Genomic DNA, 20,981 nt, shown 5'->3' with positions numbered 1-20,981 from the left:
ATGAGCCGATTACTCGTTTTTTTCCCAATATTCCTACTATCAACCGGGTGTTTTCCGTAAGTCCTAAATAAAATAGCTGCAAACATATTGTGTGAAGAAAACAGAACAGAGAAATAATCAATGAACAATCAGCAACCAGGGACGCCGTTAGGAAACATTTTAGTAGTAGACGATACAGCAGAAAACCTGCGTCTGTTGTCTACGATGTTGACTCAGAGAGGGTACACCCCCCGCTGCGTGATTAACGGGAAAATGGCTCTGAGAGCCTGCAATTCTAATCCACCCGATTTGATTTTGCTCGACATAATGATGCCAGAAATGAACGGCTACGAAGTCTGCCAGCACTTGAAATTACAACCGAAAACTCGCGAAATTCCGGTAATTTTTATCAGCGCTAAAGATGAAACATTTGACAAAGTAAACGCATTTGCTGTGGGAGCAGTTGACTATATCAGCAAGCCATTTCAGTTTGAAGAAGTGCTCGCCCGCATCGAAAGTCACCTCAGCCTGCGGAATTTACAAAAGCAGCTAAAAGAACAAAATGTGCTGCTTCAAGAAGAAATCATGAGCCGCTTAGCCGTTGAAAAAACTCTTTACGAAAAAAACCAAATCCTGCAACAAGAAATCAGCACCCGTCGCGCCGTTGAACAAACCCTGCAAGAGCAAAATTTGCTCCTCCAACAAGAGATATCGAACCGCCAGCGCGCGGAATCGGCTCTCTTAAAATCTAACCAAGAATTGGCGCGTTCAAATGCGGAACTAGAACAATTTGCTTATGTGGCTTCTCACGACTTGCAAGCGCCTTTAGCAACCATTGCCAGCTACGCTCAACTTTTAGAAAAACGCTACAAAGATCAACTCGATAGCCAAGCTATTAAGTTTATCGGCAATATCGTTCAGGGCTGCACGAGAATGCAAAGTTTAATTGACGATTTGCTCGAATATTCGCGAGTTGGTCGGAGTCAGAAACCTTTTCAAATTACCGATTGCAATTACGCAGTCGAGCAAGCACTGGCAAACCTGCAAGGGGTGATCCGCCAGACTCAAGCAGTTGTAACCTACAGCGAATTACCAGCGGTAATGGGGGATATTTCTCAGCTTGTACAGCTTTTTCAAAATTTAGTCAGCAATGCGATTAAATATCGCCACGATGTACCGCCTGTGGTTCATATTACCGCTTGCAAACATGAGAAAGACTGGTTATTTTCTGTCTCGGATAATGGAATTGGGATTGCGACGCAGCATCGAGAACGTATCTTTCAAATTTTCCAGCGCTTGCACACTCAAAGAGAATATTCTGGGACAGGTATTGGTTTAGCAATTTGTCAAAAGATTGTGGAACGTCATGGCGGATGTATTTGGGTTGAGTCGGAACCGGAGCAAGGTTCAACTTTTCACTTTACTCTCGCTTAATCGAGACATCCTTTCGGCACAATGTAGAAGCTAGAAGCCAGCGGAAGCTGAATTAAATCCTATATCTTAAGGCAGAAGCTAAAAGCTACAAGGTAGAAGCTAAATTGCCAGTTAGAATAAAAAATGTTTCGCGTTGACAGCGGACTTTTTTTGTGATATAATCATAAGTCTGAAAAGAATAGTTTTGTAGCGCTCGCTCACGCCGAAATGTGACCCCGCCCAAAAACGAATACCGTGCCACCTACTCCAGTCGTGGAAAGCAAAAAAAATTAGACTCATGTTTAAGCCGGCAGACTCATCTGTCAAATAAATCTAAAATCTTTCTTTTCTAGCGCTTACGCCGAAGTCTAAAATCTAAAATTTAAAATCAACTGACCGCCGATGTATGTGTAGGTGTTATTCAATAATTGCCTAGAAAATAAGAGGTGGAATCCAAGGTAGTTTTATATTTATTTTTGATTTAGAATTATTATGAAAGCAGTTTTTGACTTAGCTGTGCCTCCTATCTGCTTTAAAGTTCTGTTAGTAGAAGATAACCCTCAAGAAGCGGAGCTTATTGAAGATTTGCTGTCCGAAATTAGCGGTCTGCAGCGTATATTACTGACTAAAGTAGAGCGCCTCAGCGAAGCCCAGCAGCGCTTGAATCAAGAAAAATTTGACATAATTTTATTAGACCTTTCGCTGCCAGATAGCATGGGACTCGATACGGTGGCTGGGGTACAAGAGTACGGGGTAAATGTGCCGATCATAGTTTTGACTGCCCAAAACGACGAAGAGCTGGCCCTGCGGTTAATTTCGGCTGGCGTACAGGATTATTTAGTCAAACGAAAAATCGACAGCGAACTGTTAATTCGATCGCTCCGTTACGCCATAGAACGCCAGAACAATCAAGATGCTTTGCGAAACAGCGAAGAAAAATATCGCTCGGTGGTGGAAAATTCCCTGATCGGAATTGCCATCATCGCTCCCATTATTGACCGCGAAATTCCTCAAAATTGCAATTGGATAGAAGTTAACGATGCCCTGTGCAATTTGCTGGGATACGAGCGCTACGAACTCATGCAGAACAATTGGCTAGACTTGACTCATCCAGAGGATTTAGAGGCCAATTTGGAAAAATTGTCTCAGATGTTAGCAGGTACGATCGACGGTTACATCTTAGACAAAAGGTGGCTCAAAAAAGACGGCGAAATAGTTCATACGCGAGTTTCTCTGCGCTGCATCCGCCGCCAGGACGGGTCGATCAACCGGATGATCGAAGTAGTGTTGGACGTGAGCGATCGCTACCGCTACGAAGCCAAGCTGAAAGCGTCAGAAGAATTTTTAAACCACACCATAAATGCTACGCCAGACCCCATTTTTGTCAAAGACGAGCAACACCGCTGGATGATATTAAATGATGCTTTTTGTCAGTTGGTCGGCAAATCGCGGCAAGAACTGCTCGGCAAATCAGATTATGACTTTTTCCCTAAATCAGAAGCTGCTGTTTTTTGGACAAAAGATGAAGAAGTATTGAGAAGCGATATCTGCTTGGAAACTGAAGAAAAATTCACAGACACGGCAGGGAAAAAACACATTATCTCTACCAAGCAAAGCGTATTTAAAAGAGCGGACGGCAGTAAAGTAATAGTAGGCACAATTAGAGATTTTACCGAATACAGACGGCAGCAAAGAGCCCTGGAACAAAGCGAAGCTCGATTTCAAAAACTCGTAGCTAACCTGCCGGGAGCAATTTATCAATTACGAATGTCCGCAACTGGAGAAATATCTTTTCCCTACGTCTCTTCAGGCAGCCGCCAACTGTACGAATTAGAAGCAGAAGCAATAGAGGAAAATGCAGAACTGATTTTCAGCGGAATCCACGCAGACGATCTCTTAAATTTAGAAGCATCGATCGAAATTTCTGCCGCTACCTTGGAACCTTGGCAGCAGCAGTGGCGACAGACTTTACCATCTGGAAAAGTTAAGTGGCTGCAAGGAGCTGCGAGACCAGAAAGGCTCAATAATGAAAGCAAATCTGGCAGCGAAGGCGATATTCTCTGGGATGGTTTAGTGATGGATATCACTGAATTAAAGCAGGCACAAACAGAGCGTGATCGCTTTTTTACCATCTCCTTAGACTTGCTTTGTATGGTAGGTTTTGACGGTAATTTTAAACGTTTAAACCCAGCTTGGTCAACAGCTTTAGGCTACAGTATTAGTGAAATGTTGGGCAAGCCAATGATCGAGTTTGTTCATCCAGACGATCGAAAAGCTACCGCAACCGAAGGATCGAAACTAATCGCGGGTACGTCCAGTATCTCCTTTGAAAACCGCTACATATGCAAAGACGGTTCTTACAAATACTTCCTGTGGACGGCATCGCCATTTAGCGAAGAAGGTTTAATCTACTCCGTAGGTCACGACATTACCTCTCGTAAACACGCAGAGTCCCAACTCCAGCGACAAGCAGTAGCAATGGCCGCTGCTTATGACGGTATAGCCATTTTTAATGATAATAAAAAATGTATTTATTCAAACGACGCTTATCTCAAAATGTACGGTTTGGCTAGCACTAGCGAACTGTATGGGAAGAAATGGAATATGCTCTACAGCAAAGCAGAAAATATTTTTTTGGAACTACAAATAATGCCCATGCTCCTGCAAAAAGGGTACTGCAATATAGAAGCGAGCGGTCAGCGCCGCGACGGTACTAAGTTCCCTCAAGAATTGTCACTGACAATGCTTGCAGGCGGCGAGATAATTTCGATAGTCCGCGATATCACTAATAGAAAACAGGTAGAATCAGCACTCCGATCAAGCCAGCGCCGCTACCAAACTTTAGCCGAAGCATCGCCAGTTTGTATATTCCACACCGACACCTCGGGAAATTGCCTTTATGTGAATCAGCGGTGGAGCGAAATCACGGGATTAAACGCAGAAATAGCAGCCGAAATTGGCTGGATGAATGCCATACATCCCGATGATGCGGAGCGGGTGAAAAATGAATGGCATCGAGCAATTTTTGAGAAAATTCCTTTTACATCAGAATACCGCTTTCAGCGTCCAGATGGTCGTGTAATCTGGGTGATCGGTCAGGCAATTGCAGAAATCGGAGACAAGCAGGAAATTAAAGGTTATATCGGCACTATTACTGATATTAGCGATCGCAAACAAGCAGAATTAGATTTGCTACGAGTTACTCAAGCCGTAGAAAGTACCAGCGACGCGATCGGCATTGCTGACTTGAAAGGGCGCTCGCTCTACCACAATCAAGCCTTTGTTCAACAGTACGGCTACACCGCAGAAGAACTAAACACAGCAGGCGGATTAACAGCAATTTACCCCCAAACTAAAGTGCTGCTAGAAATGTTTAAAACGCTCCGTAAAGGCAAATCTTGGCAAGGCGAACTCAAAATCAACACTAAAAACAACGAACTGGTAACAACTTTATTTCGCGCCGACGGCATTAAAGATGAAACTGGTCATTTAATCGGGTTAGTGGGAGTAATTACCGACATCACCGAACGCAAACAAGCGGAGATGGCCCTGCAGCAGCAATTAAGGCGAGAACGGCTAGTAGTTGCCATGCTCGATCGCATTCGCTCCTCCCTAAATTTAGAAGAAGTCCTCAGCACTGCTGTCGAACAAGTGCGGCAATTTTTGCAAACAGACCGCACCGTTATTTACCGCTTTAATCCCGACTGGAGCGGCGTTGTAGTTGTGGAATCCGTGGCACACAATCGAATTTCGCTGCGAGACTTTAACAATCTTGACGGCTGTTTTAGAGAGAAATTTGTTGAGATTTACCAGCAAGGCTCTATTCGAGCTATGGAAGATATTTACCGGGAAAATCTGACGGAATGTCACATGAAACTTCTCGAAGGATTTGAAGTAAAAGCTAACTTAATAGTGCCGATTTTAAAAGCACGAGAAAGCATTTCCCAGACCGAACAGACTGCAGAAAATCAGCTCTGGGGACTGCTGATCGCCCAGGATTGCAGTGGCCCCCGTCCCTGGGATTCCTCAGAAATAGAATCCCTCCGGCAATTGTGCGTGCAATTGGCGATCGCGATCCAGCAATCGACCCTATTTCAACAAGCACAAACGGAAATTGCCGATCGCAAACTTGCAGAATCTGCCCTCCAACAAGCCGCATTAGTCGCAGAAAGCGCCAACCGCGCCAAAAGCGAATTTCTTGCCAATATGAGCCACGAACTACGCACGCCTTTAAACGGCGTTTTAGGTTACGCTCAAATCCTCAAAACCGACAAAGACTTAAACTCAGATCACCAAGAAAGTCTCAGCAATATTCAACAGTGCGGTCAACACCTGCTGATGTTAATCGACGATGTTTTAGATCTTTCCAAAATTGAAGCTAGAAAAATGGAACTCTACCCGGAAGAGTTGAATTTTCTAAATTTCACGAAAAACATTGCTGATCTGTTTCAGATGCGGGCCTCTCAAAAAGAAATTTTATTCCATTATGAACAAGTCTCTCCCCTACCTAGCTACGTTCGTGTCGATCCAAAAAGATTGCGCCAAATTCTCATAAATTTACTCAGCAATGCCGTTAAATTTACTAACAGTGGCGGTGTGACTTTCAAAGTCGGCTATGTCGGCACAGGGGCCTGGAGTCGAGGGCAAGGAGAAAATTATGAGTTCTCGACTGTGAGTTCGGAACTGAAAGAAAATTATATGCGCTTTGCCCATAATCCGATCGTAGCCAAACACGCTTTAAAAATCCGCTTTCAAGTCGAGGATACCGGCTCTGGAATAGACCAAAGCAAATTAGAAGAAATATTTTTGCCATTCCACCAAGTAGGAGGCAATACGTTTGTTGAAGGTACGGGTCTCGGACTCTCGATTAGCCAGAAATTAGCGAAACTAATGGGTACCGAAATTCGCGTCCACAGCACTTTGGGAAAAGGTAGCACTTTTTGGGTAGATTTAGAATTGCCAGCAGCTAAACGATACCTGGAGGTGTCTCCTTTGCAGGAAAAACGCTGGCTTGTCGGTTTTATCGGCAACAAGCGGAAAGTGCTCATCGTGGATGACAATCAACTGGATCGCGATTTGTTCTGCAGGCTGCTGCGGCGTTTGGGATTTGAGGTTGCAGAGACCCAAAACGGGCAAGAATGCCTCTGCAAAACAGTTGAATTTCAACCGGATGTGATTTTAATGGACTTGCGGATGCCTGTAATGGATGGCTTAGAAGCTGCAAGAAAACTGCGGCAGTTGCCGGAAGTAAAAGATGTCGTGTTAATCGCTATGTCAGCTAGCGTTTTCGAGGCTACGCAGCAAGATAGCATCCTCGCAGGGTACGATGCTTTTCTTCCCAAGCCGATCGAAGCAAATCACTTTTTGGAACAGTTGCGCGTGCATTTGGGACTAGAATGGATTTATGGGGAATCTTCGGAAAACAAAAAGCGCAAAACTCCCAGTTTGTCACCCGCCTCTGATTTTCCTGATTATTCTTCTCTGTTACCTGCGGCTTCAGAGTCGGTAGCAAAAATTTTGAAACTCGCAGCTATGGGCGACATTGAAGAAATTTTTGAGGAGAGTGCTAAGCTGGAAATTTTAGAACCTAATTTAGTGCCGTTTGTCTCGAAGCTGCGCCAACTCGCTAAGGGATTTCAGCTCAAACAAATTCGGAATACTTTAAAGCAATATATCGAGGGTCAGTAGTCAGTAGTCAGTGGTCAGTAGTCAGTGGTCAGTGGTGAGTAGTGATATCATGTCCGGTCGCTCCATCGGACATGATATCACTCTAATAGCCAACCAAATAATGCTCCTACTGTCAGTTGCAATTCCCTGGCAAAAGATGGCATGGGCAATAACTGTTCCGGTTCGTCAAACACCTCCGTTGATTGAGTCGGTCGATATACCAAAACCGATCGCTCCTCTGGATCGATTAACCAACCCATTTGAGTTCCGTGTTTGAGAGAATGTAAAATATTTTTAGTAACTTTAGTTTGGCTTTGGTCGGGGGAGAGGATTTCAATTGTCCAATCCGGGGCGATCGCAAACACATTTGCCACACCACCATTTTCTTTACGGGGAATGCGGTCCCAAGTGAATACAGTCACGTCTGGAACGATCGCTCGACCGCCAAAAATGCACCGTAGTTCTGGAAATGCTCGCGCCACCTTTTGAGGTTTGAGAGCAGTATTAGCAGCGCTTGTCAACTCGCCTTGAATGACACTATGTTCTCCTTGAGGCATCGGTTTTTGAATGATTTCACCGTCAATGTACTCGCTGGCTGGTTTGGTTTCTGGCAACTTCAGAAACTCTTGGAGTGTCAAAGATTTTGGCCGGGTTTGTACCATCCAATTTTACCTATAAAATAGAGTTTCATCTGCTATTTTACCAAAAAGTCCCGGACTCGTGCGATCGGCGCTCCACTTACTTCTTCCTTCGGCTATACCACCTTGCATCCTGCGGCTAATCTTGCTTCTATATATTCAGAGACAGTTTTTGAGAGAGTTGGGATTGAAATTACTTTGCCTCAGTAACGGCCACGGAGAAGATGCGATCGCCCTTCGCATCTTGCAGGAACTGCAACAGCACCCGCATCCGCCAGAATTAGCCGTGTTTCCGCTAGTGGGTGAAGGGCAAGCTTTCGCTCAACTAGAAAACGCCCGCATCATCGGCCCGGTGCAGCGGATGCCTTCGGGCGGCTTTATTTACATGGACGGGAGGGAATTTTTGCGCGATGTCAAAGGCGGCCTGCTTCAGTTGACCATCGCTCAGTTTAAAGCCATCCGCGCTTGGGTGCGATCGCAACAACAGTCAGGGAATCAAGACTGCGTTATTTTAGCCTGCGGGGATATTGTACCGCTGCTGTTTGCTTGGCTGGGCGGCGCGCCCTATGCCTTTGTCGGTACTGCCAAGTCCGAGTATTATTTGCGGGACGAGGACGGGCCTCTGGCTCGCAAATCCAGGGTCTTTGGTGGGTGGAGTTGGTCGCGATCGGTTTATTTGCCTTGGGAGCGCTGGTTGATGACTCGATCGCGCTGTCGGGCAGTTTTTGCCAGGGACGCTCTGACCGCCGAGACTTTACAAAAGCTGGGAATTCCCGCTTACAATCTCGGAAATCCGATGATGGACGGACTCGAACCGGAAAACCCAGCCGGTTTTTACGGCCCTGACGCAGAGTTTCGGGAAATGGAACGATCGCTCGTCTTCACCTTACTCCCCGGTTCTAGAGCGCCGGAAGCCTACGCTAATTGGCTGCTAATAGTAGAGGCTGTAGCCGGAATTTTGTCGCTGTTTGCCGATCGCAAATTGTTATTTTTTGGAGCCATTTCTCCCGAGTTAAACTTAGAAGCTTTGCGACCTAGTTTAGAATTTTTCGGCTGGCGACAAGAGGGCGAAATTAGAACGCAGCGACGAGAAGGAAGTATTTTGCGGCCTCCTGTTTCTAGCGCTCAAGAAATTCAGCAAGAATCTCCTAATTTGCTATTGCCCTTGACATTTGTGCAGAGAAACGCCACGATGATTTTGACTCAGCAAAGTTTTAACGATTGTTTGTACGAAGCCGATTTAGCAATAGCAATGGCAGGAACTGCTACAGAACAATTTGTAGGTTTAGGAAAACCGGCGATCGCCATTCCCGGAAAAGGCCCGCAATTTAATCCAGCTTTTGCAGAAGCTCAAAGTCGCCTGTTAGGCCCGTCATTAATTTTAGTCAAACATCCCGCTGAAGTTGCCGGCGCCGTGCAGTCTTTGCTCCGCGACCCCGACAGGTTACAGCTAATCGCTGAAAATGGTTGGCGCCGCATGGGAGAACCCGGTGCAGCAGCCAGAATTGCCGAGTGTTTAATTCAGCGCTTCGGCGGTGAATACAGCAATTCTAAATTGCCTGCAATAGACTAGGAGCAAAACAATTTTGTGTTCCTACCGAGTATGTTTAATTCTACTGGCTTAAAAAAAATATTGTTCACTAACTACCTACTAATTTCCGTAGGGTGCGCCTAGGCGCACCTTACTAATACTGCATTCACAGAAAATTTCAAGTCGCCGTTTTTTCCGAAGATTGAACCCAGAAATCAGTCTGAGGAATTTTAAAATCAGACTTAACCAAAACTCCCGGTTCTCGCTGCATAGGCAGCACATCTAAAGTATCCGTTTGCGCGCAATATTTTAAATCTTCAATAACACCTAAACCGAGGAGGCGCTGGCCGTGGCTGGCTCTTTCCAACAATTCGTGCAACCGATCTTGCCAGTGCAAATAAAGAGCAATAGCCCCAAATACTTCATCGTTACCAGCAAAATCGCTCGCAGGAATACCGCTTTCTGCCAGGAGACTTTGGGCGATCGCACCAGCACAAACCGTATCTTCCAACGAATAACTCCCTTCCCAACCAGAACCCACAATCCAAATAGTTTCCGGCTGTTTATTTAACAAAAACTGCACCACAGATTTGCGGTTAATCAAAGCCGCCGTTAACACAGTTGCAGCAGCTTGCACTCGCTCCAGAGCCCGAGTACCATTAGTTGTGCTGATAAAAATTCGCTTCCCAGTCACCTTTTCTGGCGTACAGTCGAAGGGGGAATTCCCCATGTCAAATCCGTCAACTTTGCCGCCGCCGCGCTCTCCGGCGCGAACCCGCTTATCTGCAGGCCATTTTTCGCTCTCGGCCATTAGCTTATCTAAGTCGCTGAAAACTTGAACAGCTTCCGCCCCATTATTCAAGGCCGTTGCCATTGTCGTAGTCGCCCGCAGCACATCAACTGCGATCGCGCAAGCCGGCATTTTGTCGGCTGGCGTAAGTTCCGGGGTATGGTAAATAAAAAGCTTCACTTTTGGGCAACCTGCGATAAATCCTCATCATTAATAATAATGGAAAGTGGATAATAGAAAATAGAGTCAAGTCCTCACAATCAGAAAATATGTCTAAACAGCTCAATTCAAACCCCGCCCACGCCGCCATTACTGCACAAATTGGACTACTGGCAGGTTTCACCTATCCTTTGCGAGCTTTCACGCTGATTTTGCAAACTCCCAAGCTATGGACTTATGTATTAGTCCCCGTCGTGCTAAATTTTATAATTGGTATTGGTCTTTATTTAAGCTTGCTATTTCCCAGTTTGGCAGGGATAGACGTTTTAGTTGCCGATTTGTCCGTCCGATTTAATGCTCTAATTGCGAATTTGCCAGCTTGGCTGAGCTTTCTTGGCGTGTTAACAGTCGCTTTCGGCTGGCTGCTGCGGGTCCTCCTAGTGTCAGGACTTTTGCTGATAATTGGATTTTTGTTAGTGCAGTTTGGTGTGATTTTAGGTTCGCCCTGGTACGGCAAACTTTCCGAACAATTGGAACTGCTGCGGAACGGTCAATTGCCCGCAGAAGCACCGATGAATTTAGCGAGTATTTTTGGGGATATTCAAATGGCGATCGGCTTTGAACTGCGAAAACTACAAATTTTGTTCAGCATCGGTATACCGCTGCTGCTGCTGAATTTTATCCCTGGCGCAGGATCTATTCTGAGCAGTTTGGGTGGCGTAGCTTTGGGCGCGACTATTGTCTGTTTGGACTTTTTAAATGCACCTTTGGAGCGGCGGAAGCTGCCTTTTCAGGAGAAGTTTGAGCTAATTCGGGCGAGTTTGCCGGCTAGCGGGAGTTTTGGTGTGGTTTGTTTGGGTTTGGTGAGCATTCCGCTGTTGAATCTGTTGGCGATTCCGCTGTGCGTGACGGCGGGAACTTTGTTTTTTTGCGATCGCATTTGGCCGGCCCGCTTTGCCCCAGAAGCAACAAAGAGTGATCGAGAAACTAACATTACCAATTAAAAACTATGGAGATGCTTCTTCCTTCGGCTGACTTTGGGAATTAAGACCCAAAAACGGGCTTAACAACAGCCAGCTAATGAAGAAAAAGGATGCTGTAAATAGCTGAACAATATCGATCGCCGACAAATATCCGTCAGATAATAGTGCAATAGTTCTATCTGTCAGCCCGAATATCCAAGAGAGAATCCCAAACAGCCAAATGCCTTTTTGGAGCATGGGCAAAAATGCTGAAACTTCGGAGTTTTGCTGCTTGTTCATTGATTTAGCCCTTGTTTGCGAAAAGTCTGATTAACCGGGGCACCCCAAGGGCTTAAGGATTTTTGGTGTCTCCTCGGATTCCCTTTGTTATCTATATGTTAAGAAATATTTCCCGATATGACAACGCGCCCTGGGAGGGATTTCCGCATCTATCTCAAGAGGTACTCACAGCGCTAACAAAGAGTGATATTTGCTACGCTTTGGTAGCGACGCTAGAGATTTTGCCGAGTTTTTGAGAGATAAATTGCTGGGCACGGGTAGCGGCGGGATTTCTTGGCACCGCGCCTAGAAAAGAAAGCTTATAATTTACCGTGAAGTATGACATACTACAAAATGAGCAAGTTTGGTTAAAGAACGATCGTGAGGTTTGTACTGAGGAGGGAGAGTTATCAAAGCCCTAAAAGCCACAGGACAAACAATTTGATTATCAGTATTAACCCGGCTTGATATGAGTTGAGCGTCAATAACATCGAACAATGCCACGTTTAAATCAGATTATCGCGATCGAAAAAGGCATCAAAAGCCGCTCGGTTCAAGAACTAGCAGAAGCTCAAAAAGCACTCCAGAAGCCCGCTGTGCTTTCTGGAATCTCCCGCACTTACCGTCCCAAAGACGAAGAAGGCGAACAACTGCCGCCCGAGTCCAAAAAAGTTGAAGTCAAAGCCGAAGAGATTATTCGCAAAACGACTGAAGTTTTGACCAAACTCTTCGACATAACCGCAACCAAAGATTGGACAAATTGTAGCGCCCGCGCCGACGTAACTGTAGACGGCAACGTGCTTTTAAGCCAAGTGCCCGTCAGCTATTTGCTATTCATTGAAAAGCAGTTAGCAGATTTGCAAGCATTCATCAAAAAACTTCCCGTTTTAGATGCTTCCGAGACTTGGAACTTCGATGCTTCGGCCGACTGCTGGGCAACAGAACCAGTGCAAACTCTCAAGACTTTTAAAACTCCGCGCAATCACGTTAAAGCTGAAGCTACCGAACACCATCCGGCTCAAGTCGATGTTTATTACGAAGATATTACGATCGGCTACTGGCGGACTGTCAAGTTTTCTGGATCTTTACCAGCACGGCAGATCAATGAGTTGCTGCAAAGGGTGGAAATATTGCAGCAAGCTGTTATGTTCGCCCGCGAAGAAGCTAATAATTCTGAAGTTGAGGAACAGAGAGTGGGAGAAAGATTTTTTCAGTTTATATTCCGCTGAATGCTTGCTTTTTTGATAGTTATAGTTTAAGATATAAACAGAGTAGAAGCTCAATCTAAAACTTCAACTTAAACCGTACAAATGTGATAGTGCAGGTTCGACTCCTGTCCCTCCTACCCAAAATAGGGGGTAGCCCAATCGGCAGAGGCAGCATTGCGTACAAATTCAACAGCAAGTTATTACTCTAAACTCAGCATTCACCGCCGATCGCTAAAACGAATGTCAGGAAAATCACATCATCGAGGTTGCTGGCTCATATCCAGCCCCCTCTACCAAACGCAGGGGGGTAGCTCAATCGGTAGAGCGCGATGCTATTAATCTTAAATCCTTGACTTAAATGTGATAGTGTGCCCAAATGGGCGGTAAATATAAACCCAGTAGTAAGGTCAGAACTGCTGGGTTTTATGCTAATAATTGATTCAATTCGTTAAATCCGTCAGTCGGGGACGCATCAAGACAGATGATTTACTGCATCAATCCTCAATGCGAACAACGCGAAAATCCTGCTGCTGCTCAAAAGTGTCAGGCTTGTGGCACGGATTTGTTAATTGCCGATCGCTATCGTATCCTTAAACCAGTGCGATCGCCCAATCCGGCACGCCCTACAGACATCTTTGAAGTCGAAGATTTGGGAACAGGGGAAAACGAATGGGGAACTGTCAAAATTTTAAAAGTCTTGAAACATACCCACAATCCCGATTTAGTTCGGTTGTTCAAGCAAGAAGCGCGAGTTTTGATTTGGCTGGCCGGAAAGGGCTCAGTTCCCCAAGTCGAACCTGACGGTTATTTCCCAATTAAACTTCCCCATAACTTCCAGAAATTGTCTTGTTTGGTGATGGAAAAAATTACCGGAGACAACTTGGCAGAATTCTTAACTAAAAAACAGTACGTTTTTCAAAATCTCGCTCTAGATTGGCTGCAACAAATGCTTCATATTTTGCATGAAATCCACAATTATCGTGTAGTACATCGGGATATTAAGCCATCCAACCTGATGGTTGAAGCCAATGGGAAATTGAGATTAATTGACTTCGGCGCCGCCACAGAAGCAGATATAGATACCGCACCCATAGGTTCTGCTGGATATGCCGCACCAGAACAAATTCTAGGTAAAGCAGGCGTGCGATCGGACTTTTTTGCCCTGGGGCGTACTTTTGTACATTTATTAACGGGCATACAGCCGATCGACTTTCCCGTCAATGAAAAAACTGGTAAAATTAATTGGAGGAATCAAGCTGTAGATATTGACCCGTTACTCCTAGACTCGATCGACGAATTAATGGAACCGCTACCGGAAAACCGACCTGAAAATACCCAAGTTATTTTAGAAAAATTAAAAATTAACGACGGAGACCCCCTGAAAAAGGGGGACACAACATCGCTTCAATAAATCTGTTCCAACTTGCGAAAATCCCGCTCAACTTCCGCCCACAAAGCACGATTGTGAGGGTCAGTTTTTACCGCCTTTTTCAAATAAATTCTCGCCTTATCAACCTGCTTTTCTCCGATCAAATGCCGTCCCCAGCGCTGATAGGCGATCGCCTGCCACTGACGCACCTCCAAATCTTCGGGAGTCCGCTGTGCCAAACCCTCAATCAAGGCGATCGCCCGCGGGAACCTCTGATATTTCAGCAACTGTTGTAGCTCAAAATAAGCATCTTGCTTTAACTTTTGTTCCGCCGCCGACTGATCCGCGTTAGATGGAACCGGCGGCTCTTTTCGACTCACATTAACTGCCTGCGGTTGAGCTTTCACCCCCCGATCGCGCTTTGTCGAAGTAGGTGGCACAGTTGAATTGGCAACTTTCGACTCCGCAACATCGGGGGGGGCCACATTCACCAGGAACTTATAAGCCTCAGTAATAGCAATAAACTTATTCTTAGCCTGTTCGTTTCCCGGATTCACATCGGGGTGATACTGTCTGGCTAACTGCCGATAAGAGGCCTTAACTTGCGATAAACTCGCACCAGACCTCAGTCCTAACTGTCGGTAATAATCTGCAATATCCATTTAGCATGAATGAGCGTTAATAGTACCATTAAATATGGCAGAATCCTTAAATGTAAAGATTCTGCCAAAATTTACTGCGAACTAGGTTGTAGTGCGAGGGTTGCCCGCACTACTGAAGCGAAAAAATAACTTACGGACGATCTTCGATCACTCTGTCAATCAAGCCGTATTCCTTGGCTTCCTCAGCGGACATGAAATAGTCGCGATCCATGTCCTTCTCGATTTTTTCGATCGGCTTGCCAGTGTTCTTAGCATAGATATTATTCAGTTGGTGGCGCAGGCGCAGAATCTCTTTCGCCTCAATCTGAATATCCGTTGCTTGTCCCCGGGCGCCCCCAGAAGGCTGGTGAATCATGATTCGCGAGTGAGGCAAAGCTAACCGTTTCCCCTTCGCACCTGCAGCTAACAGGAAAGAACCCATCGAAGCAGCCAAGCCCACACAAATCGTCACCACGTCCGATTTAATGTGCTGCATGGTATCAAAAATAGCCATGCCTGCCGACACCATCCCGCCTGGGGAATTGATGTACAAAATGATATCCTTACCTGAATCTTCCGAATCGAGATAGAGCATCACAGCGATGATTTGATTGGCAATTTCATCGTCAACGTCCCTGCCCAAGAAAATAATCCGTTCCCGGTAGAGGCGATCGTAGATATTAATCCACTGAGTATCATAACCCCCCGGCATTTTGTAGGGAACTTTTGGCACACCGATAGGCATAATTCGGAACTCCGTTTAGTTGGTAATTGGTGATCGGGCATTGGGCATCGGGCATTGGGCATTGGTAATTGGGAATCGGTAATTGGGAATTGTTAGTCATAAAAAGACTATTGAATAACTAATCAGGGTAGAAACTACTAGCCATTAACCCTTAATTATTACTCATGCCCATTCCCCATTTCCCATTCCCCATTCCCCATTTCCAATTCCCAGTTATATGACTCCTGCAGGCAGCGGTTTCGGCAATTCTTCCGATGTTTCAAGAACGCGATCGATCAAACCGTATTCTTTAGCTTCCTGGGGCGTCAGGTACAGCAACCGATCCATATCTTTAGTAATCTTTTCGATCGGTTGACCAGTACAGCTTGCAAAAATCTCAAGCATCGTCGCTTTATTTGCCAGCACTTCCTTAGCCCGAATTTGAATGTCGCTTGCTTGACCCCGCGTGTAAGCCTTGGGTTGGTGCAACACAATCGAAGCGTGCGGCAAACTCGCCCGAAAGCCTTTTGTACCAGCCGCTAAAAGCATCGCAGACATCCCCATTGCCGAACCGAGGCAAATAGTGTGCACGGGCGGCTTAATGTACCTGATCGTATCGCAGATAGCGAAGGCTTCTGTTTCAAAGCCGACGGGTTCGCCACTGTAACCAGAAGTGCCGGTCGAGTTGATGTAGATTTTGATCGGCTTATCCGGGTCTTCGTACTGCAAGAACAACAGTTCAGCGATAATCAGTTCTGTTACCGCAGGCACTAGAGGCATACCCAGATAAACGATCCGCTCCTTCAGCAACAGGGATGGCAAATCGGGAGGTGGCGTCCGAGAGTTCCCTTCCCCGTAGTATGGCGATTGCACAGCTTTAATTGGTGTGTTCATATAACCGAAATGTTGCCTGAACTGATGGAGCTATTCTTAAAGAAATAGTAACGCAATCTTTAGGTATCCCGCATGAAAGTTAGTTTGCTCCCGGTTTTAAACGACCCTAACCTTGACGCTGCTGCGCCCTCAACGCAGCGCCAGCTAGCGATTTCGGTATCTGCGACGGCAAGCTCGATCGACTCTAGCGTACCCTTAAACCTGTGCCTGATTCTCGACCACAGCGGCTCGATGGGCGGACGCCCCTTGGAAACCGTCAAACAAGCCGCCGGACGGTTGCTAGACAGGTTGAAGCCCGGGGATCGCTTTTGCGCGGTGGCTTTCGATCATAAAGCCAAAGTCCTCGTCCCCAATCAAATTGTAGGAGATCCCAGCAGTATTAAACGGCAAATTGAGCAATTGCGCTCGGCCGGTGGCACAGCAATTGATGAGGGCATTAAGTTAGGTATTGAAGAGTTGGGCAAAGGCAAAAAAGAAGCTATATCTCAGGCATTTCTGCTGACTGACGGCGAAAACGAACACGGCGACGACAGCCGCTGTTTGAAGTTGGCTAAATTGGCTGCTGACTACAACATGACTTTAAATTCTCTGGGATTTGGCGATAACTGGAACCAGGATATTTTGGAAAAGATTGCTGACGCGGGCGGCGGTGCTCTGGCACACATTCAGCGTCCTGAAGATGCGGTAGACGAGTTTGGCAAACTATTTACTCGCATCCAAGGTGTAGGTTTGACTAATGCTTATTTGCTATTTTCCCTAATGCCAAAAGTGCGGTTAGCCGAACTCAAACCGATCGCTCAAGTTGCCCCAGATACGATCGAATTACCGATACAGCAAGAGGGCGATCGCTTTATGGTGCGCCTGGGAGATTTAATGAAGGATATAGAGCGAGTAGTTTTGGCTAATATTTATATTGGACAGTTACCCGAAGGTACACAGGCGATCGGGCAATTGCAAATTCGCTATGACGATCCGACTGTCGGTTCAAGTTTACTTTCCGATCCCGTTGCAGTTTCTGCTAATGTCCTGAAAGTTTATCAGCCGGCAATTAACCCGATGGTGCAGCAGCACATTTTAGCTTTGGCTAAATACCGCCAAACTCAACTGGCAGAAACTAGATTACAACAGGGCGATCGCGCCGGCGCGGCAACGATGCTGCAAACGGCGGCTAAAACTGCTTTGCAAATGGGCGATAAAAGTGCCGCAACTGTGCTGCAAACCTCTGCTACTCGTTTGCAGTCTGGTGAACAATTGAGTGAAGCCGATCGCAAGAAAACTCGGATTGCTTCTAAAACTATTTTGAAGTAATGTCATGTCCGGTTAATTGCGATCGGCAGAATTGTTTGTAGTAAGGACTTTAGCCCTAATTGACTAAAAGCCCGATCGGAGGACTGAAGTCCTTACTACAAACAGGTTTATAATGTTTATATGACCTATTAAGAGTGTTTGTATGAGCCAGACAATATCTGATAAAGTACGCTGGACTACCGCCGATTTAGAACTATTGCCCGATAACGGCGATCGTTATGAAATTATTGATGGAGAGTTATTTGTGACTAGAGCACCGCATTGGGGTCATCAACAGACTTGTGGCAGATTTTTCTCTGTGCTTGATACTTGGTCGATGTCTGCTGGTTTAGGACGTGCTGCAATCAATCCCGGTCTTATTTTCACGGATGCTGATAACGTTATTCCTGATGTAGTTTGGGCCAGCAATGAACGCTTGGCTATCTTGCTAGACGAAGCAGGCCATTTAACCGCCGCACCTGAGTTAATTGTTGAAGTATTATCGGCTGGTACAGACAATGAAAGACGGGATAGAGATTTGAAACTCCGACTCTATTCGGTACGAGGAGTACAGGAATACTGGATTGCGAATTGGCGGTTGCGACAAATTGAAGTTTATCGCAGGGAACAAGCAAGTTTAAGGCTCGTTGCTACGCTGTTGAGCGATGATGAATTGACCTCGCCTTTGTTACCTGGTTTTAGTTGCTCTGTCGCTCGGATTTTTGCTTAGATTTATGAAACACTTTTACCGGGCGATCGGCATTTTAGGATTTGTTACGATTTTGGGCGGAATATCCCCTGCTATTCGAGCAGAGTCAGCGCCAATACTCATCGTTCAAAATTCTGCTGAAGACTTATTTAACAGCGCTTTAGCAAAATCAGAAGCAGGAGATATTCAAGGGGCGATCGCCGATTACACCGAAGCCATTCGCCTCAACCCCAACTACGCCAAAGCCTACAACAAACGCGGCATCATCCACGGCCGCAACCTCAAAGATTATCCAGCAGCCAAAGCAGATTTCGATCGCGCAATAGAAATCAACCCCAACTACGGCGATGCTTACTACAACCGCGCCAGAGTCCGCGAGTTCTTAGAAGACAAAGACGGGGCGATCGCCGATTATCATAAAGCAGCCGAACTCTATCAAAAAGATGGCAATACCAACGATTATCAAGATGCCATCAAGCATCTTGAAATGCTGCAAGAATAAGTTTATTTGAAAACATGAGAGAGACTAGAAGTGCATTCATTCGCTCTCTGTTATTGAAATTATCTGCGTTAATCTGCGTCGCTCTGCTTTGCATCTGCGGTTGGCCGCTCGAAGATTTATGCAAGAAGTCTATGGTATAATATCAGCCCAGCTTAAAAAATATCAGCTATTACATGGCCCGATCGCACAAATTTACGAAGATGTTCTAGGAATCAGTTAAAATAGTCGATCGAACCGATATCAAAAATTTATCTGCGTTCATCCGCGTCCATCTGCGGTTAAACACTCCAAATTAAGTATTCAAAAAATGTCCGTAATCTCCACCGTCACCGTTACCGTACCCGCCACAACCGCCAACCTGGGCCCAGGATTCGACTGCATCGGTGCCGCTTTAAGCCTCTACAACCGCTTCCAATTCTCCCGACTCGAACCCTCCGCAACAGAGAAACTAAAAATTACAGTTACAGGCCAAGAAGCCCCCAAAGTCAAGACAGACGACAGCAATCTCGCTTATCTAGCCTTTCTCAAGTTATACGATCGCCTGAACCAATCCCCACCGCCCGTAGCCATACATATAGATATGCAAGTGCCACTGGCTAGAGGTTTGGGGAGTTCCGCCACAGCTATTATCGGTGGGTTAGTCGGTGCAAATGAATTAGCCGGAAAGCCTTTGAGTCAGGTGGAAGTGATGCAATTGGCGATCGAACTTGAAGGACATCCCGACAACGTTGTCCCCGCTTTATTGGGAGGTTGTCGCCTCGCAGCGTCAAGTGTGAAAAATCAACCGCAGAGGCGCAGAGAACGCCCCGATGACGATGCAGAGGGCTTTGGTTGGGAGATTTGCGATATTCCCTGGCATTCTAGTATTGTGCCGGTGGTAGCTATTCCCGATTTTGAACTTTCTACCGCCGAAGCGCGCAAAGTTTTGCCCAACGATTACAGTAAGGCTGACGCGATTTTCAATGCCGCACACGTTGGTTTGCTAGTGCGGGCTTTGGAAACTGGCAATGAAAACTGGCTGCGCTGCGCCCTCCAAGACAAAATTCATCAGCCTTACCGCCAATCGCTGATTAAGGGATATGAAGCGGTGCAAGAAGCAGCCGTGAATGCAGGGGCTTGTGGGATGGTAATTAGCGGTGCCGGGCCAACACTTTTAGCTTTAACGGATGTTACTAATGTTGATGTGGTTGTGAGGGAAATGGCGGCTGCTTGGGGGGAATTTGGGGTGAAGGCTGATGTAAGGGCGATCGACCTCGACACCCAAGGAGCACAAATCTCCAGTTAATTATTCCACTCCTGGACGCACAACATCTACATAGGGCTTGCTGAATATATCGATCGCACTTGAGGTAGCCTGGGTTTTGAGCGCGCGATCGAGAATAAAGTGCAAGATAAACAGGTAAAATAGGTCAAAACCCGTGCATCACCACCTGCGATTGTGTACAAAAAAGCTGAGCTTGCTACTCCCTCACCTTCCGACTTTGAACTCCCCTCATGTGGAAAACTGTCACTCCTCAACCGTTGGGTAAAAATGGCCGAACTAATCCCGTGGTCAGAATTTGAAGCAGAATATGCTAAAAACTTTCCTACAGAAAAGGGCGCACCAGCTAAATCGTTTAGGATGGCATTGGGGGCATTAATTATTAAAGAAAAATTAGGAATTAGTGATCGGGAAACAGTAGAACAGATCCGGGAAAACCCCTATCTACAATACTTCATCGGTCAACCAAGCTACAGCAATGAACTCGCATTTGATCCATCACTATTAGTACATTTTCGGCAACGAATCAGTCCCAACCTAATTCATAAAGTGAACGAACGCATGGTTGAAAAAATGCGAGACATCACGCCTGTCAAACCCGAAAGAAAAAAGGATTCGGACGCCAAAAATGAGTCACCCAATCGCGGTAAGTTGATCGTAGATGCAACCTGCGCCCCAGCCGACATTAGTTATCCGACCGACTTAGGACTATTAAACGGAGCCAGAGTTCATACAGAAAAAATCATAGATATCCTGTATAAACAAATCAAAGAAAAAACCCATAAAAAACCAAGAACCTACCGTAATCTAGCAAGAAAAGACTACTTAGCAGTAGCGAAACAAAGACGACCCACACGCAACAAAAGAAGACAGGCAATTAAAAAGCAACTCCAATATATCAAAAGAAACCGGGGTCATATTGAACAGCTTATCGATTTAGGTGCGACCCTAGAAGGTCTGAATAAAAA

General features: G+C 45.9%; 17 protein-coding genes. 11 read left to right on the top strand and 6 right to left on the bottom strand.

From position 1 onward, the window contains the following. Window positions 1-120 precede the first annotated feature (120 nt). Window positions 121-1,413 carry an ATP-binding protein gene (locus QUA40_RS02190; protein WP_333121408.1) on the top strand — a complete coding sequence of 431 codons (1,293 nt, stop codon included), beginning with the start codon at window positions 121-123 and terminating at the stop codon, window positions 1,411-1,413. A gap of 471 nt (window positions 1,414-1,884) precedes the next feature. Beyond that, window positions 1,885-7,080, top strand: a complete 5,196-nt coding sequence (locus QUA40_RS02185) for a PAS domain S-box protein (RefSeq protein ID WP_333121406.1) — start codon at window positions 1,885-1,887, stop codon at window positions 7,078-7,080. 77 nt (window positions 7,081-7,157) lie between these two features. On the opposite strand, the gene QUA40_RS02180 is transcribed toward QUA40_RS02185, so the two are convergent. Next, window positions 7,158-7,721 (bottom strand): Uma2 family endonuclease, encoded by a 564-nt coding sequence (locus QUA40_RS02180; protein ID WP_333121404.1) that lies wholly within the window; start codon window positions 7,719-7,721, stop codon window positions 7,158-7,160. 163 nt (window positions 7,722-7,884) lie between these two features. Between QUA40_RS02180 and QUA40_RS02175 the strand changes: the two genes are divergently transcribed. Then, on the top strand, window positions 7,885-9,270 hold the full coding sequence (locus tag QUA40_RS02175) for a lipid-A-disaccharide synthase-related protein (RefSeq protein ID WP_333121402.1): 1,386 nt from the start codon (window positions 7,885-7,887) through the stop codon (window positions 9,268-9,270). 136 nt (window positions 9,271-9,406) lie between these two features. Here QUA40_RS02175 and QUA40_RS02170 read toward each other — a convergent pair whose 3' ends face one another. Then, window positions 9,407-10,198 carry a 2-phosphosulfolactate phosphatase family protein gene (locus tag QUA40_RS02170; RefSeq protein WP_333121400.1) on the bottom strand — a complete coding sequence of 264 codons (792 nt, stop codon included), beginning with the start codon at window positions 10,196-10,198 and terminating at the stop codon, window positions 9,407-9,409. Window positions 10,199-10,287: 89 nt separating this feature from the next. Here QUA40_RS02170 and QUA40_RS02165 point away from each other — a divergent pair, with 89 nt between their 5' ends. Continuing rightward, window positions 10,288-11,181, top strand: a complete 894-nt coding sequence (locus QUA40_RS02165; protein ID WP_333121398.1) for an EI24 domain-containing protein — start codon at window positions 10,288-10,290, stop codon at window positions 11,179-11,181. A gap of 3 nt (window positions 11,182-11,184) precedes the next feature. On the opposite strand, the gene QUA40_RS02160 is transcribed toward QUA40_RS02165, so the two are convergent. Continuing rightward, window positions 11,185-11,439 (bottom strand): hypothetical protein, encoded by a 255-nt coding sequence (locus tag QUA40_RS02160; protein ID WP_333084919.1) that lies wholly within the window; start codon window positions 11,437-11,439, stop codon window positions 11,185-11,187. A 476-nt stretch (window positions 11,440-11,915) separates the two neighbouring features. Here QUA40_RS02160 and QUA40_RS02155 point away from each other — a divergent pair, with 476 nt between their 5' ends. Then, window positions 11,916-12,647: a DUF7873 family protein gene (locus tag QUA40_RS02155; protein WP_333121396.1), complete on the top strand. Its 732-nt coding sequence runs from the start codon at window positions 11,916-11,918 to the stop codon at window positions 12,645-12,647. Between the two features lie 460 nt (window positions 12,648-13,107). After that, entirely contained in the window at window positions 13,108-14,037 is a 930-nt protein-coding gene (locus QUA40_RS02150; RefSeq protein ID WP_333121394.1) for a serine/threonine-protein kinase, read from the top strand. Here QUA40_RS02150 and QUA40_RS02145 read toward each other — a convergent pair. The 3 genes from QUA40_RS02145 to QUA40_RS02135 all read right to left on the bottom strand — a co-directional run bounded on the left by QUA40_RS02145 (window position 14,031) and on the right by QUA40_RS02135 (window position 16,254). Continuing rightward, on the bottom strand, window positions 14,031-14,657 hold the full coding sequence (locus QUA40_RS02145; protein ID WP_333121392.1) for a DnaJ domain-containing protein: 627 nt from the start codon (window positions 14,655-14,657) through the stop codon (window positions 14,031-14,033). The two genes, QUA40_RS02150 and QUA40_RS02145, sit on opposite strands and share 7 nt — an antisense overlap. A 130-nt stretch (window positions 14,658-14,787) precedes the next feature. Continuing rightward, window positions 14,788-15,381: an ATP-dependent Clp protease proteolytic subunit gene (locus QUA40_RS02140; RefSeq protein ID WP_333121390.1), complete on the bottom strand. Its 594-nt coding sequence runs from the start codon at window positions 15,379-15,381 to the stop codon at window positions 14,788-14,790. A gap of 213 nt (window positions 15,382-15,594) precedes the next feature. Continuing rightward, window positions 15,595-16,254 carry an ATP-dependent Clp protease proteolytic subunit gene (locus QUA40_RS02135; RefSeq protein ID WP_333121388.1) on the bottom strand — a complete coding sequence of 220 codons (660 nt, stop codon included), beginning with the start codon at window positions 16,252-16,254 and terminating at the stop codon, window positions 15,595-15,597. Between the two features lie 72 nt (window positions 16,255-16,326). On the opposite strand from QUA40_RS02135, the gene QUA40_RS02130 reads away from it, so the two are divergent. The 5 genes from QUA40_RS02130 to QUA40_RS02110 all read left to right on the top strand — a co-directional run. Next, a complete protein-coding gene (locus QUA40_RS02130) occupies window positions 16,327-17,562 on the top strand; it encodes a VWA domain-containing protein (RefSeq protein WP_333121386.1) in 1,236 nt (411 codons plus the stop codon). Window positions 17,563-17,704: 142 nt separating this feature from the next. Then, window positions 17,705-18,271 (top strand): Uma2 family endonuclease, encoded by a 567-nt coding sequence (locus QUA40_RS02125; protein WP_333121384.1) that lies wholly within the window; start codon window positions 17,705-17,707, stop codon window positions 18,269-18,271. Window positions 18,272-18,275: 4 nt separating this feature from the next. Next, window positions 18,276-18,752: a tetratricopeptide repeat protein gene (locus QUA40_RS02120; protein ID WP_333121382.1), complete on the top strand. Its 477-nt coding sequence runs from the start codon at window positions 18,276-18,278 to the stop codon at window positions 18,750-18,752. Between the two features lie 307 nt (window positions 18,753-19,059). Further along, window positions 19,060-20,037 carry a homoserine kinase gene (gene thrB, locus QUA40_RS02115; protein WP_333121380.1) on the top strand — a complete coding sequence of 326 codons (978 nt, stop codon included), beginning with the start codon at window positions 19,060-19,062 and terminating at the stop codon, window positions 20,035-20,037. 153 nt (window positions 20,038-20,190) lie between these two features. Further along, window positions 20,191-20,981, top strand: a 791-nt coding sequence (locus QUA40_RS02110) for a transposase (RefSeq protein ID WP_333121378.1), incomplete at its 3' end; no start/stop codon positions are given.

The organism is Microcoleus sp. Pol11C3 (assembly GCF_036701485.1).
Taxonomy (GTDB): Bacteria; Cyanobacteriota; Cyanobacteriia; order Cyanobacteriales; family Microcoleaceae; genus Microcoleus.
Note: the sequence above shows the minus strand (reverse complement) of the source record. Positions and strands in the feature narration are given on the sequence as shown.

Coding starts and splice junctions, on each gene's coding strand:
- QUA40_RS02190 (WP_333121408.1), top strand. CDS start 121: ATGAACAATCAGCAACCAGGGACGCCGTTAGGAAACATTTTAGTAGTA.
- QUA40_RS02185 (WP_333121406.1), top strand. CDS start 1,885: ATGAAAGCAGTTTTTGACTTAGCTGTGCCTCCTATCTGCTTTAAAGTT.
- QUA40_RS02180 (WP_333121404.1), bottom strand. CDS start 7,721: ATGGTACAAACCCGGCCAAAATCTTTGACACTCCAAGAGTTTCTGAAG.
- QUA40_RS02165 (WP_333121398.1), top strand. CDS start 10,288: ATGTCTAAACAGCTCAATTCAAACCCCGCCCACGCCGCCATTACTGCA.
- QUA40_RS02160 (WP_333084919.1), bottom strand. CDS start 11,439: ATGAACAAGCAGCAAAACTCCGAAGTTTCAGCATTTTTGCCCATGCTC.
- QUA40_RS02155 (WP_333121396.1), top strand. CDS start 11,916: ATGCCACGTTTAAATCAGATTATCGCGATCGAAAAAGGCATCAAAAGC.
- QUA40_RS02150 (WP_333121394.1), top strand. CDS start 13,108: ATGATTTACTGCATCAATCCTCAATGCGAACAACGCGAAAATCCTGCT.
- QUA40_RS02145 (WP_333121392.1), bottom strand. CDS start 14,657: ATGGATATTGCAGATTATTACCGACAGTTAGGACTGAGGTCTGGTGCG.
- QUA40_RS02140 (WP_333121390.1), bottom strand. CDS start 15,381: ATGCCTATCGGTGTGCCAAAAGTTCCCTACAAAATGCCGGGGGGTTAT.
- QUA40_RS02135 (WP_333121388.1), bottom strand. CDS start 16,254: ATGAACACACCAATTAAAGCTGTGCAATCGCCATACTACGGGGAAGGG.
- QUA40_RS02130 (WP_333121386.1), top strand. CDS start 16,327: ATGAAAGTTAGTTTGCTCCCGGTTTTAAACGACCCTAACCTTGACGCT.
- QUA40_RS02125 (WP_333121384.1), top strand. CDS start 17,705: ATGAGCCAGACAATATCTGATAAAGTACGCTGGACTACCGCCGATTTA.
- QUA40_RS02120 (WP_333121382.1), top strand. CDS start 18,276: ATGAAACACTTTTACCGGGCGATCGGCATTTTAGGATTTGTTACGATT.
- thrB (WP_333121380.1), top strand. CDS start 19,060: ATGTCCGTAATCTCCACCGTCACCGTTACCGTACCCGCCACAACCGCC.